This is a genomic window from Pseudomonas fluorescens, assembly GCF_902498195.1.
Lineage (GTDB): Bacteria > Pseudomonadota > Gammaproteobacteria > Pseudomonadales > Pseudomonadaceae > Aquipseudomonas > Aquipseudomonas fluorescens_BU.
Genome location: NZ_CABVIY010000007.1, coordinates 402,006 through 415,583 on the forward strand (window position 1 = coordinate 402,006; position 13,578 = coordinate 415,583).

Consider the following 13,578-nt stretch of genomic DNA (forward strand, 5'->3'; position numbering starts at 1 on the left):
TAGTCAACCAAGCAAGTGCTTGGTTATTTTTTTGTAAGTGAAAACAAGATCAAAAGATCGCAGCCTTCGGCAGCTCCTACAGGAGGTATACAACCCGATGTAGGAGCTGCCGAAGGCTGCGATCTTTTGTACTTAAGGGTGCTTGATGCTGTTGAGCTTCATCGCCCCGATCAGCAGTTCATTGCTTTCGAGTTCCGCCAGGCCGGCGGTACTGACCCTTTCCGGCGGATGGCCCGCGCCATGTTGCAGGTAGCTGAGCAGATTGCCCACCAGCGGGTTATGTGAAACCAGCAGCACATTGGTCACCGATTTCAATTGGTCGGTGACCCGGTCGGGATCGAAATCCGGGGTCAGCCACTCGACGGTGCGGATTTCCGGTTCGAAACCCAAGGTATCCTTGACCAGTTGCGCGGTCTGCTGCGCTCGCATGTAAGGGCTGGCATAAATCGCTGTCAGCGGCTGGCCAACCAGGTTGGCGGCGGCGCGCAGCACTTCTTCCCGACCGTGGGCAGTCAATTCCCGCTCCGAATCGTGGGGCGTGGAACCGTGTGGTACGGCTTCACCATGACGCAATACCCAGAGTTTCATAGCTTGGGTTCCTCATCTCGGGCCGGATGCGGAGCCGGCGCCACGACGTGCGGCGCTTCACCTTCCGGCGTACGCGGCGTTGGCCAATCGGCGAACGGCCAGGGCTTCTGGTCGCTGTGAAAGCTGCCGAACCGGCCGATCTGTGCCAGGAACTGACTCAGACTGTCGCCGAAGTTCATCAGGCTGGCGCTCGGAGCACCATAGATCAAACGATAGATCAACTGCACGAGCACCACGGCGCCAAGAATGAATTGCGCCACTTGCCAGACCAGCACAAAGACGACCATCCACAGCACCCGCAGCAGGATGGACTCGTATTTGGCTTCTACTTTTTGATCGCTCATGTCTCGCTCCGTTCCTGTTAAATAGAGGGCTCAGTTGAAACCGCTGGTGGAAATGAAGTCGACGTCGGTTTTCGGCTCGCCGCGCATCAGCAGCCCGATCACCTGCTCAAGCGTGCGCCCTTCGAACAAAATCGCGTGCAGCCCGGCGACCAGCGGCATATACACGCCGACTTCCTGCGCCTTGGCCTTGAGCACCTTGAGGGTATTCACACCCTCGGCCACTTCTCCCAGGCGATTGACCGCCTCGTCCAGGCTCAAGCCCTGGCCCAGGGCGAACCCGACCTGATAGTTACGGCTTTTGGGCGATGAACAGGTCACGATCAAATCGCCCACGCCGGCCAGGCCGAGGAAGGTCATCGGGTTGGCGCCCTGATTCACCGCGAAGCGGGTCATCTCCGCCAGCGCCCGGGTGATCAGCATGCTCTTGGTGTTTTCGCCCATGTCCAGCGCCACCGCCATGCCGGCGATGATCGCGTAGACGTTTTTCAACGCCCCGCCCAGCTCCACGCCGAAACGGTCGGCACTGGCATACACACGGAACGTACGGCCATGCAGCACGGCCTGCACCCATTCGCAGAGTTTTTCGTCTTCGCTGGCGACCACGGTGGCGGTCAGTGCGTGTTCGGCGATTTCACGGGCCAGGTTAGGCCCGGACAGCACGCCAATGCGCGCTTGCGGGGCGATTTCTTCAAGGATCTGGCTCATCAGCTTGAAGGTGTGGGCCTCGATGCCTTTGGTCAGGCTCACCAGCATCTTGCCGCGCAGCCGCTCGGCGTGCGGGGCCAGCACCGAACGCAACGCGCTGGAGGGCAAGGCGACAAAGCTCAGGTCGCAGGCTTCCAGGGTGGTTTGCAGGTCGGTGACCGGCGTGACGCCGGGCAGAATCTTGATGCCCTTGAGGTATCGCGGGTTCTCGCGATTGACCCGGATGGCCTCGGCCTGTTCGGGATCACGCATCCACTGCAGGACCTGATGGCCGTTTTCAGCCAGCAGGTTAGCCACGGCGGTACCAAAACTTCCGCCTCCCAGGACCGCAATCGGGCGCTGTTCAGTCATATGCAATCCGTTAATCCATACCAGTGGCGATGTCGGCATTATACGGAGCGTCCCAGTGGCGGCCAGCCCCCGCGTGAATTACCCGCGCCTGTTGAAAGAAGACCGATAAAACCGAGGAAAATGCTGACATCGTGACTGGAAAACTGGATCGTCTCGGTTAACATGCGCGCCATCCATCATAAACAAGGATGTGTTGTGTCATTGGGTTCGCCTTCACCCCGCTCGCCGCTGGTACTGGCACTGGTCTTCAGCTCGCCATCGCTGGCCGACGACCTGTTTCTCGACAGCGATCCGCTGCCGCCCGTGCTGACGGCCACGCGCCTGAAGCAGTCGCCGGCGGCCGTGCCGGGAAGCATGACGGTGATCGACAACGCCCTGATCACCGCCAGCGGCGCCCGTGACCTCAGTGAAGTGCTGCGACTGGTGCCGGGCATGATGGTCGGCCACATCAGCGGCAATCAGGCGACGGTGAACTACCACGGCACCAATGCCACCGCAGCGCGACGCATGCAGGTGCTGATCGATGGCCGCTCGGTCTACCGCGCCGGCCTGGCCACCGTGGACTGGAGCGAAATTCCGGTGGCGCTGGAAGACATCGAGCGCATCGAAGTCTTCCGCGGCCCGAACACCGTCAGTTATGGCGCCAATGCGTTGATGGCGGTGGTCAACGTCATCACGCGCCATCCGGCGGACAGCCACGGTACGCGGATGAAAGTCACCCGCGGCCAGCGCGGCATCGACGATTTTTACGCCAGCCAGGGCGTGGGTTGGGATGACGGTGACTTGCGTCTGTCGCTGTCCGGCCAGCAGGACGACGGCTTCGACACCGACCGTAATGGCGCCGACTTCCGTGACAGCCGCCGCTTGAACCGCTTCAACCTGGCCGTCAGCCAGACACTCAACGAAAGGCAAAACATCGATTGGCAATTGAACGCCAAGGAAGGCAGCAACCAGCGTCCCTACACCTACCGCCCGGTGTTTTCAGGGACGACAAGTTCCGGGAACAATTCCGACGTCAGCGCCAAGGATTACGCCGGTTCGCTGCGCTGGAACCTCGACATCAATCCCGATCACACCCTGTACATCCAGGGCTCGGCCCAGCATTGGGACCGTCAGCAAAACTGGCGCGCCTGTGATGCCGAGGTTTCGTTCAGCCCGCAGTTGACTGAACTGTGGCAACTCGACCCGAACTACACCGAACGCCTGGCACGCAACATCGAGCATTTCGCCGGCTCCGCTGCACCTGCCGGCGACCCCGCCCGCCAGGCCTTGGCCAATCAGGTGCTCGACCAATGGCGCAACGGCGCCCGCCAGACCGTTTGCGGCAACATCGACCAAAGCACCCGTGAATCACGCTACGACCTGGAACTGCAGGACACCCTGAGCCTGTCCGATAGCCTGCGGCTGGTCAGCGGCGTGAACTATCGTTACGACCGGGCAGATTCCGAGACCTACTTCAATGGCATCCTCGATGACACGACCTGGCGGGCGTTCGGCCAACTTGAGTGGCGCGCCAGCGAACACTGGCTGCTACAGGGCGGCGCCATGTTCGAAGACACCCGGTTGATCGGCAGTTCGCTGACCCCACGGGTGGCGGTCAACTACCTGATCAATCCACGCCACGGTGTGCGCGCGGTGTATTCCGAAGCCATCCGTTCGCCGGACATGTTCGAGAACAGCGTCAACTGGAGCTACCGCGTCACGGGGCTCAGTCCTGGTGCGTATGGCCAGTCCAGCGCCCGCTATTTCGTCAAGACCCGTGGCCCTGGCGACCTCGATCAGGAACACATGCGTTCACGGGAACTGGGCTACAACGGCTACTTTGCCGAGTGGCGGCTGGCGGTCGACCTGAAGCTGTTCCATGACGAGATCACCGGCATGATCAGCGAGCCGCTGCGCAACAATCAGTTCATTGCGAGCAATGCCAACACGGCGCGTTATTCGGGCGCCGAAACCCAGCTTGACTGGAGAATCGGCCAGGCCGACCGGCTGCGCCTGACCTATGCCTACGTCGACGCCGACGCGAGCAATCCGCAGGACGAACTGCAGACGGCACGCAACAGCGGGTCCGCCGGTTGGTTGCGAGACTGGGGTTACGGCTGGAATAGCGCCCTCTTCTACTATGGTGATGATGCGCTCAATGGCTATCGCTTCGAGCGCGTCGACACACGCATCGCCAAACGCATCGGCCTGGGCAAGGCCAGCCTGGAACTGGCCGGCGTACTCCAGCAACGCCTGGACAATCAGCCCACCACTTTCATCGACAATCGCTACGATGAGCGACGCGTGATGTACGTCAGCGCGGAGCTGGCGTTTTAAGATGGCCCGTCGTCAGACACGCAAGAGGCCAGGTGCCGGTCGCCTGCTGGCGATGCTGTGCCTGCTGTTCAGCGGCTGGCTGAGCGGTCTGCCAGCCAACGCCGCGGACATTCTGTTGACGGGCACCGAAGACAGCCCCGGCGTGCAATCCTTCGTCCAGGCCCTGCGCGAGTTGCGCCCTGGCGATCACGTGCATTTCAAGCCGCTGGCCGACCTGCCGTCACCGGGAAAACTCGCGGGCGATCTGCGTCTGATTCTGCTCGACTTGCCGAGCCTGGACTGGCGCCTTCAGGAAACCCGGGGCCCGGCGACGCTGGTGCTGCGTATCAGCCGCCTGCAAGCACGACAACACCTGGGTGAAAACCCGCCCCCGCACCTCAGCCTGCTATGGAGCGACCCGCCGCTGGAGCGCCAATTGCGCCTGACCCGAATCCTCTTGCCGCAGATCAAGCGGGTCGGCGTGCTGTATGACGATCACAGCGAATTCCTGTTGAACGAGTTGCGCAGGAGCGCTCATGCCCTGGGGCTCGAAGTGGTGACCGAGCGCTGGGACAACACCCATGACAGCCGCCCGTTGCAATCCTTGTTGAGCAACAGCGATGTACTGCTGGGCCTGGATGATCCCGACCTGTACAACCCCAAAACCGTCAAGAACCTGCTGCTGAGCAGCTACTCGCGGCAGTTGGCGCTGATCGGCCCCAATGCCGGCTTCGTCAGGGCCGGCAGCCTGGCCAGCACGTACAGCGATCAGAGCGATTGGCTGGCCATTCTCGATGAACTGCTCAGCCAGCCACCTGCCACGTGGCCGCGCACTTATTATCCACCTCGCTTCAAAGTCTCAAGCAATCCGCAGGTGGCTCGCTCATTAGGTATTGAACAGATCAACGAAGCATCTGTCGCAACACTGTTGGCTGAGAGAGAACGCCGCCCATGACCTTCCGTCGCCGTTGGGACATCAACACCCGGACCCAGCTCATCAGCCTTGGCCCTGCCCTGCTGTTGACGTTGCTGTTGATCAGCTTCTTTACCTTCGTGCGCATTCAGGATCTGCGCCAGGAGCTCCATCACACCGGCCAACTGATCGCCAACCAACTGGCCCCGGCCACCGAGTACGGGGTGATCTCCGGCAACAATGAGGTGCTGGAAAGCCTGCTCAAGGCAACGCTGGCCACGCCTAACGTGCGGTTTCTGGAGATCCAGGACAGCGCCAACCGAATCCTGGTGTATGTCGAACAACCGTCGGCCCATCACGCCAGGCCGCATCAGGTCGAAGTGTTCCAGGCGCCGGTGCGGCTGCAACGGATCCCGTTACACAATGATTTCTTCCAGAACAGCAAAGTCGCCACCAGCGCGCCCACCGAGGATTACCTGGGCCGGGTGATCGTCGGGCTGTCCAACGATGCCTTCAGCCAGCGCCAGCAGGAGATCCTGCTCAAGGCCGGGATTCTGGCGCTGTTCGCCCTGCTGTTTACCTTCGTGCTCGCCCGGCGCCTGGCCGGTAGCCTGTCGCAACCGATCCGTGACATCGGCAACGCCGTCAAGGCGATCCAGGATGGCGACTACAAAACTCCGCTGCCGATTGTCGACGACACGGAACTGGGTGCCCTGTCGCAGCACATCAATAACCTGGCCAGCGGCCTGGAACAGGCCAGCCGCGAGCAGCATCAAGCCATGGCGCAACTGATCCAGACCCGTGAGGAAGCGGAAAAGGCCAACAGCGCCAAATCCGATTTCCTCGCCATGATGAGCCACGAACTGCGCACGCCAATGAATGGCGTACTGGGCATGCTGCAATTGCTGGAAACCACCGACATGACCCCGGAGCAAGTCGAATACGCGGCACTGGCGTCGGAGTCCACCGAACATCTGCTCAAAGTCATCAACGACATTCTGGATTTCTCGCGCATCGAACGCTCGGAACTGGAACTGGAACACATTCCGTTCAACCTCGCCGACCTGATCGGCGCCTGCGCCCAGTCGTTCCAGCACAGTGCCGCACAACGCGGGCTTGATCTGCAATTGCAGGTTCCCGAGGACATGAAGGCCTTGCAGGTTCAGGGCGACCCGACGCGAATCCGGCAGATTCTGGTGAACCTGGTCGGCAACGCACTGAAGTTCACCGAGCAGGGCCGCGTGTCCATCGAGCCGCAGTGGCAATCCCTGGATCACGAACTGCTGTGGTTCACCTGCACCGTGCGCGACAGCGGGATCGGCATTGCCGCCCAGAGCCTGGAGTTGATGTTCAACGCGTTTCAGCAGGCCGACAGCTCAATTTCAAGACGTTACGGCGGCACGGGGCTGGGCCTGCCGATTGCCCGCACCCTCGCCGAGCGCATGGGCGGTACGTTGCGCGCGCAGAGCGAAGAAGGGCGTGGCTCGGTGTTCACCCTGGAAATTCCGCTGGCGCTCTATCAACAGCCCCTGCCCTTGCTGGCACCTCGCGCGCCGACGGGCAATGGCGCGGGTGAAGGCCGCAATGTCCTGCTGGTCGAAGACAATCGGGTCAACCAGACCGTGATCGAAGCCATGTTGCGCAGCCTGGGCTTTACTGTCAGCGTCGCCGTCGATGGCGCGCAGGCGGTGCGCAGTGCCGAGAGCCTGGCGTTCGAAGCGATTCTGATGGATTGCCGGTTGCCGGTGATCGACGGCTACGAGGCCACCCGGCAGATTCGCCGGCTGCCCGGTTGCGTCGACTTGCCGATCATTGCCCTGACCGCCAATGCCTTGCAGGGCGACCGCGAGGCCTGTTTGTCGGCAGGGATGAACGATTACCTGGCCAAGCCCTTCAAACGTAATGATCTTCAGCAAATTCTGCAGCGCTGGGTGCAGTAGTACAGGCCTTTCGAGCATCTGCGACTGGCGTGAAAGGCGAAAGTGCGGCAGTCTTAGGCACCCGAACAGGCCCTAAAAGGGGCTTGAATAAAAATTTCAGTGCACAAGTGTACATTCATGTCCTTGGTGCTGTGACTTTCACCACAACGCAATAGTCTATGAGTAGGCTGCCGGTTCGAGGCATGAACGCTTCGATCGGCCGGGAAGATTTGCCCCACCTGCCGCATGGGACTATTGAGGAGCTCGCATGACCAAACAAAACGCCTTTACCCGGGAAGACCTGCTGCGCTGCAGTCGCGGTGAGCTGTTCGGCCCAGGTAACGCGCAACTGCCCGCCCCGAACATGCTGATGGTTGATCGCATCACCCTGATCAGCGAAGAGGGTGGCAAGTATGGCAAAGGTGAATTGGTCGCAGAGCTGGATATCACTCCGGACCTGTGGTTCTTCGCTTGCCACTTCGAGGGCGATCCGGTGATGCCGGGCTGCCTGGGCCTCGACGCCATGTGGCAACTGGTCGGCTTCTTCCTCGGCTGGCAGGGCCTGCCGGGCCGCGGTCGCGCCCTGGGTTCGGGCGAAGTGAAATTCTTTGGCCAGGTCCTGCCGACCGCCAAGAAAGTCACCTATAACATCCATATCAAGCGCGTCCTCAAGGGCAAGCTGAACCTGGCCATCGCCGACGGTTCGGTCACTGTCGACGGTCGCGAAATCTACACCGCCGAAGGCCTCCGGGTCGGCGTGTTCACCTCCACTGACAACTTCTAAGGGTTATCCGCATGCGCCGCGTCGTTATCACTGGTCTGGGCATTGTTTCGTGCCTGGGCAATGACAAAGAGACCGTCTCCGCCAACCTGCGTGCAAGCCGCCCTGGCATCCGGTTCAACCCGGAATATGCCGAAATGGGTCTGCGTAGCCAGGTTTCCGGCTCCATCGACCTTAACCTTGAAGAACTGATCGATCGCAAGATCTATCGCTTCGTCGGCCACGCAGCGGCTTACGCCTACCTGGCCATGAAAGACGCCATCACCGACTCCGGCCTGACCGAAGAGCAAGTGTCCAACCCGCGTACCGGCCTGATCGCCGGTTCCGGTGGCGCCTCCACGCTGAACCAGATGGAAGCGCTGGACATCCTGCGCGAGAAAGGCGTCAAGCGCGTCGGCCCATACCGTGTAACGCGGACCATGAGCAGCACCGTTTCCGCTTGCCTGGCCACCCCGTTCAAGATCAAGGGCCTGAACTACTCCATCGCTTCTGCCTGCGCCACCAGTGCCCACTGCATCGGTACCGCCATGGAACAGATCCAGATGGGCAAGCAGGACATCGTGTTCGCCGGCGGCGGTGAAGAAGAACACTGGAGCCAGTCGTTCCTGTTCGACGCCATGGGCGCCCTGTCCAGCAAGCGCAACGACACCCCGGAACAAGCCTCCCGCGCCTACGATGCCGACCGTGACGGTTTCGTCATCGCCGGTGGCGGTGGCATGGTCGTGGTCGAGGAGCTGGAACACGCCCTGGCCCGTGGCGCGAAGATCTACGCGGAAATCGTTGGCTACGGCGCGACGTCCGACGGCTACGACATGGTCGCCCCAAGCGGCGAGGGCGCGATCCGCTGCATGCAGCAGGCGCTGTCCACGGTCGACACCCCGATCGACTACCTGAACACCCACGGCACCTCGACCCCGGTCGGCGACGTCGCGGAAATGAAAGGTGTGCGTGAAGTGTTCGGCGACAAGGCGCCGGCCATCAGCTCCACCAAGAGCCTGTCGGGTCACTCCCTGGGCGCCGCCGGCGTTCACGAAGCGATCTACTGCATGCTGATGATGGAAGGCAACTTCATTGCCGGCTCCGCCAATATCGACGAGCTGGACCCTGAAGTGGCCGACCTGCCGGTGCTGACCAAGACCCGCGAAAACGCCACCATCAACACCGTGATGAGCAACAGCTTCGGTTTCGGTGGCACCAATGCCACGCTGGTACTGAAGCGCTGGGAAGGCAAGTAATCTCCCGCTGCTGAGCCGTACATGAAAACGCCCCGACTGGTTCGGGGCGTTTTTTTTCGTCCTTCAAAAACACAACCCCCTGTGGGAGCGAGCCTGCTCGCGAAAGCGGTCTGACAGATACATTGATGGTGGATGTGACGCCGTCTTCGCGAGCAGGCTCGCTCCCACAGGTTTTGCATCCGTCCGAGGTTTTCATCGTCATGAACATGAAGCTTTTGTCATGAAACCAAACGCCCTGCGACGCAATGTCGCGGATTACGCGGGCTGCAGGACTGTTTCCATTTCTGCAAGAAACCCTTTCCAATCTCAGCCGTTTACTTAGCAGGCTAACAAAACCTATAACAGAGTCCTGCACACGCCTTGCTGCAGATAATAGAGATTGGAGCTAGCAGATGACTGTAAAAGTAACTGAACGCGACGATTCACATATGTCCCATGAAGGCATCGCTGCCGGCCTCCGGATCTGGGATGTGTACCAACAGGACCTGCTGGTCGGGATGTTCCATTCCGAGAAAGACGCCCACAACTACAAGGCAGAACTGGAAACCCTGGAGCAGCAACGAGAACGACGCTCCGCTTGAGCAATGACCGCATTGAAAACGACAAACCCCGCCATGAGCGGGGTTTGTCGTTGTTACCGTCTTTGACGGCTTACCACATCAGATCGTCCGGGATCTGATAGGCCGCGTACGGATCGTCTTCCGCGGCGACTTCCTCGGTCTGCACATTCAGCTGCACGATACGCTGCGGATCACGCTCCTGGATCTTCAGGGCCGCTTCACGAGGAATCACCTCATAGCCGCCAGCGTGATGCACGATCGCCAGCGAGCCGTTGCTGAGCTTGTTGCGCATCAGCGTATTGACCGACAGGCGCTTGACCTTCTTGTCGTCGACGAAGTTGTAGTAGTCCTCGGTCGTCAACTTCGGCAGGCGCGTCGCTTCGATCAACTGCTTGATCTGCGCGACACGGGCCTTGGCCTCGGCTTTTTCCTGCTGCTGGCGGTTGAGCTCCTGGTCGCGCTTGACCTTCTCGGCCATGGCTTCCTGGGCAGCGCGCTGCTGGGAATCGTCAAGTTCGATCTGGCCCTTGTGGGCCAGGCGCTGTTGCTTCTGTTTGTCTTTGCTGACCTGCTTGGCCTGCTTCTGGTTGACCAGCCCTGCTTTGAGCAACTGGTCGCGAAGGGAAATGCTCATGGTGCTTATTACTCACTTAGGCAACTGCTCAACCGCAGCTGGGCACATTCTTTTCCTGGCGTTTGGCTTCGCCCCACAGGGCGTCCAACTCTTCGAGGGTGCAATCTTCCATGGGACGGTGGGTGTCGCGCAATGCCTGTTCGATAAAACGGAAGCGTCGTTCGAATTTGCTGTTGGCGCCACGCAGTGCGGTTTCCGGGTCGACCTTGAGGTGTCGGGCGAGATTGACCACGGAAAACAGCAGATCGCCGACTTCATCGGCAATGGCTACCGGGTCGTTGTCGGCCATCGCTTCGAGGATTTCATCGAGCTCTTCACGGACCTTGTCCAGCACCGGCAAGGCATCGGGCCAGTCGAAACCGACCTGCCCTGCACGCTTTTGCAACTTGGCCGAACGCGACAACGCCGGCAGCGCGGCGGGAACGTCATCGAGCAGGGACAACTGCTGCGGCGCGGCGGACTTCTCGGCGCGCTCTTCGGCCTTGATCGCTTCCCAGCGCTGCTTGACCTGCTCTTCATTCAGGCGCGGCACGTCCAGCGGCGCGTACAGATCGCCGGTAGGGAACACGTGGGGATGACGGCGGATCAGCTTGCGGGTGATGCTATCGACGACACCATCGAATTCGAAGCGCCCTTCTTCCCGGGCCAGCTGGCTGTAATACACCACCTGGAACAGCAGGTCACCCAGCTCGCCCTGCAGGTGATCGAAATCCCCGCGCTCGATGGCGTCGGCGACTTCGTAGGCTTCCTCAAGGGTGTGCGGGACGATGCTGGCGTAGGTTTGCTTGATGTCCCAGGGGCAACCGTACTGCGGGTCGCGCAGGCGGTTCATCAGGTGTAGCAGGTCTTCAAGTGAATACATTTATCGAACTCTGCAAGTACCTGTGGGAGCGGGCTTGCTCGCGAAAGCGGTGAATCAGTCAACGTAGCTGTCAACTGACACTCCGTATTCGCGAGCAAGCCCGCTCCCACATTGGATTGGCGCCGGTCTTTAAGGGGTACGGTTACGCCGCGTTTCAATGATGTTCGGCAACTGGGAAATCCGCCCCAGCAACCGCCCCAGCGCATCCAGTCCCGGAATCTCGATGGTCAGGGACATCAGCGCGGTGTTGTCCTCCTTGTTCGAGCGGGTATTGACCGCCAGCACGTTGATCCGCTCGTTGAGCAGCACCTGGGAAACGTCGCGCAGCAGACCCGAACGGTCGTAGGCGCGGATGACGATGTCCACCGGGTAGGTGAGCACCGGCACCGGGCCCCAGCTGACCTGGATGATCCGCTCCGGCTCGCGGCCGCCCAGTTGCAGCACCGAGGCGCAATCCTGGCGGTGAATGCTGACGCCACGACCCTGGGTGATGTAACCGACGATGGCATCGCCCGGCAGCGGCTGGCAGCAGCCCGCCATCTGGGTCATCAGGTTGCCGACGCCCTGGATCTGGATGTCGCCACGCTTGCCCGGCTTGTAGCCGGTGGCCTTGCGCGGAATCAGTTCCAGCTGTTCGTTGCCCCGCTCCGGCTCGACCAGTTGCTGCGCCAGGTTGACCAGTTGCGCCAGGCGCAAGTCGCCGGCACCCAGCGCGGCATACATGTCCTCGGCGGTCTTCATGTTGGCCTTGTCGGCCAGCTTGTCGAAATCCACCGCCGGCAGGCCGAGGCGATTGAGTTCACGTTCCAGCAGGGTTTTACCCGCCGCCACGTTCTGATCGCGCGCCTGCAACTTGAACCAGTGAACGATTTTCGCCCGTGCCCGGGACGTGGTGACGTAACCCAGGTTCGGGTTCAGCCAGTCGCGACTCGGGGTGCCGTGCTTGCTGGTGATGATCTCGACCTGCTCACCGGTTTGCAGGCTGTAGTTGAGCGGTACGATGCGCCCGTTGATCTTCGCGCCGCGGCAGTTGTGACCGATCTCGGTGTGCACACGATAGGCGAAGTCCAGCGGCGTCGCGCCTTTGGGCAAGTCGATGGCGTGACCGTCGGGGGTGAAGATGTAGACGCGGTCGGGTTCGATATCGACCCGCAGCTGCTCCGCCAGGCCACCGATGTCACCCAGCTCTTCGTGCCATTCCAGCACCTGGCGCAGCCAGGAAATCTTCTCTTCGTAGTGATTGGAACCGGACTTGACGTCGGTGCCCTTGTAGCGCCAGTGCGCGCAAACGCCGAGTTCTGCTTCCTCGTGCATCGCGTGGGTGCGGATCTGCACTTCCAGCACCTTGCCCTCGGGACCGATCACCGCCGTGTGCAGCGAGCGGTAGCCGTTTTCCTTGGGGTTGGCGATGTAGTCGTCGAACTCTTTGGGGATGTGTCGCCACAAGGTGTGGACGATGCCGAGCGCGGTGTAGCAGTCGCGCATTTCCGGCACCAGCACGCGCACCGCGCGTACGTCGTAGATCTGGCTGAACTCCAGGCCCTTGCGCTGCATTTTGCGCCAGATCGAATAGATGTGTTTGGCCCGGCCGCTGATGTCAGCGTCGACACCGGTGGCCTGCAATTCGTTTTTCAACTGGCTCATCACGTCGCTGATGAAGCGCTCGCGATCCAGTCGCCGCTCGTGCAGCAGCTTGGCGATCTGCTTGTACTGGTCTGGTTCCAGGTAACGGAAAGACAAGTCCTCCAGTTCCCACTTGATGTGACCGATACCCAGGCGGTGGGCGAGCGGCGCGTAGATGTCGAACACTTCGCGGGCCACGCGGTTGCGCTTTTCGTCATCGGCGGTTTTCACCGCCCGGATCGCGCAGGTGCGCTCGGCCAGCTTGATCAGGGCGACGCGCACGTCGTCGACCATGGCCACCAGCATCTTGCGCAGGTTTTCCACCTGGCCCTGCGTGCCCATCACCATGGATTTGCGCGGGCTCAGGCTATCGCTGATCGCCGCCATGCGCTGCACGCCGTCGATGAGTTTGGCCACCACGGGACCAAAGCGCTGGCTGACCGCCGGCAGCTGGATCTGGCCTTCGCGCACGCCCCGGTACAGGACCGCGGCGACCAGCGAATCCTGATCGAGCTTGAGGTCGGCGAGGATCTCGGCGATCTCAAGGCCGGTGCGAAAACTCGAGTTGCCTTCGGACCACAGGTTCTTCGCCGCATTGGCTTGTTGTTCGGCCTCGCGAGCGTACTCGCAGGCTTCTTTCAAGGCTTCGCGATCCAGTGCCAGATCGACACTGACCGCATGATCGAGCCAAGCCTCGAGATTGATACTGCCGTCGGTGTTGATCGGCTGGTGTGCTCTCACCTGTACCATCTTGCTTACCTTCCC

The 13,578-nt window shown here is 61.1% G+C and carries 12 protein-coding genes; 6 read left to right on the forward strand and 6 right to left on the reverse strand.

The genetic code is table 11. The features are described from left to right. Nucleotides 1-132 precede the first annotated feature (132 nt). Genes sixA through F8N66_RS25710 form a run of 3 tightly spaced genes read right to left on the reverse strand, consistent with a single transcriptional unit; the run spans nucleotide 133 to nucleotide 1,988 of the window. A complete protein-coding gene (gene sixA, locus F8N66_RS25700) occupies nucleotides 133-588 on the reverse strand; it encodes a phosphohistidine phosphatase SixA (RefSeq protein WP_150772817.1) in 456 nt (151 codons plus the stop codon). Beyond that, on the reverse strand, nucleotides 585-932 hold the full coding sequence (locus F8N66_RS25705; protein WP_096509505.1) for a DUF4389 domain-containing protein: 348 nt from the start codon (nucleotides 930-932) through the stop codon (nucleotides 585-587). The genes sixA and F8N66_RS25705 overlap by 4 nt, the downstream gene beginning before the upstream one ends. A gap of 30 nt (nucleotides 933-962) precedes the next feature. Then, complete coding sequence (locus F8N66_RS25710) at nucleotides 963-1,988, reverse strand: NAD(P)H-dependent glycerol-3-phosphate dehydrogenase (protein ID WP_150772818.1); 1,026 nt, start codon at nucleotides 1,986-1,988, stop codon at nucleotides 963-965. Between the two features lie 195 nt (nucleotides 1,989-2,183). Between F8N66_RS25710 and F8N66_RS25715 the strand changes: the two genes are divergently transcribed. The 6 genes from F8N66_RS25715 (at nucleotide 2,184) to F8N66_RS25740 (ending at nucleotide 9,715) form a co-directional block, all read left to right on the forward strand. Further along, entirely contained in the window at nucleotides 2,184-4,307 is a 2,124-nt protein-coding gene (locus F8N66_RS25715) for a TonB-dependent receptor plug domain-containing protein (RefSeq protein WP_150772819.1), read from the forward strand. 1 nt (nucleotide 4,308) lies between these two features. Then, a complete protein-coding gene (locus F8N66_RS25720) occupies nucleotides 4,309-5,241 on the forward strand; it encodes an ABC transporter substrate-binding protein (RefSeq protein WP_150772820.1) in 933 nt (310 codons plus the stop codon). After that, nucleotides 5,238-7,139 carry an ATP-binding protein gene (locus F8N66_RS25725; protein ID WP_150772821.1) on the forward strand — a complete coding sequence of 634 codons (1,902 nt, stop codon included), beginning with the start codon at nucleotides 5,238-5,240 and terminating at the stop codon, nucleotides 7,137-7,139. The genes F8N66_RS25720 and F8N66_RS25725 overlap by 4 nt, the downstream gene beginning before the upstream one ends. Before the next feature lie 247 nt (nucleotides 7,140-7,386). Next, entirely contained in the window at nucleotides 7,387-7,902 is a 516-nt protein-coding gene (gene fabA / locus F8N66_RS25730) for a 3-hydroxyacyl-[acyl-carrier-protein] dehydratase FabA (RefSeq protein ID WP_003179264.1), read from the forward strand. 11 nt (nucleotides 7,903-7,913) lie between these two features. Then, nucleotides 7,914-9,134: a beta-ketoacyl-ACP synthase I gene (fabB, locus tag F8N66_RS25735; protein WP_015096439.1), complete on the forward strand. Its 1,221-nt coding sequence runs from the start codon at nucleotides 7,914-7,916 to the stop codon at nucleotides 9,132-9,134. Between the two features lie 392 nt (nucleotides 9,135-9,526). Continuing rightward, nucleotides 9,527-9,715 carry a hypothetical protein gene (locus F8N66_RS25740; RefSeq protein ID WP_150772822.1) on the forward strand — a complete coding sequence of 63 codons (189 nt, stop codon included), beginning with the start codon at nucleotides 9,527-9,529 and terminating at the stop codon, nucleotides 9,713-9,715. 70 nt (nucleotides 9,716-9,785) lie between these two features. Here F8N66_RS25740 and F8N66_RS25745 read toward each other — a convergent pair whose 3' ends face one another. The 3 genes from F8N66_RS25745 to relA all read right to left on the reverse strand — a co-directional run bounded on the left by F8N66_RS25745 (nucleotide 9,786) and on the right by relA (nucleotide 13,563). Then, nucleotides 9,786-10,328, reverse strand: a complete 543-nt coding sequence (locus tag F8N66_RS25745; RefSeq protein ID WP_020799705.1) for a DUF2058 domain-containing protein — start codon at nucleotides 10,326-10,328, stop codon at nucleotides 9,786-9,788. A 28-nt stretch (nucleotides 10,329-10,356) separates the two neighbouring features. Further along, the gene (gene mazG / locus F8N66_RS25750; RefSeq protein ID WP_150772823.1) at nucleotides 10,357-11,190 is read right to left on the reverse strand and encodes a nucleoside triphosphate pyrophosphohydrolase; all 834 of its coding nucleotides are present in this window, start codon (nucleotides 11,188-11,190) and stop codon (nucleotides 10,357-10,359) included. Between the two features lie 129 nt (nucleotides 11,191-11,319). Beyond that, a complete protein-coding gene (relA, locus tag F8N66_RS25760) occupies nucleotides 11,320-13,563 on the reverse strand; it encodes a GTP diphosphokinase (protein WP_150772825.1) in 2,244 nt (747 codons plus the stop codon). Nucleotides 13,564-13,578: the final 15 nt, after the last annotated feature.

Coding starts and splice junctions, on each gene's coding strand:
- F8N66_RS25705 (WP_096509505.1), bottom strand. CDS start 932: ATGAGCGATCAAAAAGTAGAAGCCAAATACGAGTCCATCCTGCTGCGG.
- F8N66_RS25725 (WP_150772821.1), top strand. CDS start 5,238: ATGACCTTCCGTCGCCGTTGGGACATCAACACCCGGACCCAGCTCATC.
- relA (WP_150772825.1), bottom strand. CDS start 13,563: ATGGTACAGGTGAGAGCACACCAGCCGATCAACACCGACGGCAGTATC.
- sixA (WP_150772817.1), bottom strand. CDS start 588: ATGAAACTCTGGGTATTGCGTCATGGTGAAGCCGTACCACACGGTTCC.
- F8N66_RS25740 (WP_150772822.1), top strand. CDS start 9,527: ATGACTGTAAAAGTAACTGAACGCGACGATTCACATATGTCCCATGAA.
- F8N66_RS25710 (WP_150772818.1), bottom strand. CDS start 1,988: ATGACTGAACAGCGCCCGATTGCGGTCCTGGGAGGCGGAAGTTTTGGT.
- fabB (WP_015096439.1), top strand. CDS start 7,914: ATGCGCCGCGTCGTTATCACTGGTCTGGGCATTGTTTCGTGCCTGGGC.
- F8N66_RS25720 (WP_150772820.1), top strand. CDS start 4,309: ATGGCCCGTCGTCAGACACGCAAGAGGCCAGGTGCCGGTCGCCTGCTG.
- fabA (WP_003179264.1), top strand. CDS start 7,387: ATGACCAAACAAAACGCCTTTACCCGGGAAGACCTGCTGCGCTGCAGT.
- mazG (WP_150772823.1), bottom strand. CDS start 11,190: ATGTATTCACTTGAAGACCTGCTACACCTGATGAACCGCCTGCGCGAC.
- F8N66_RS25745 (WP_020799705.1), bottom strand. CDS start 10,328: ATGAGCATTTCCCTTCGCGACCAGTTGCTCAAAGCAGGGCTGGTCAAC.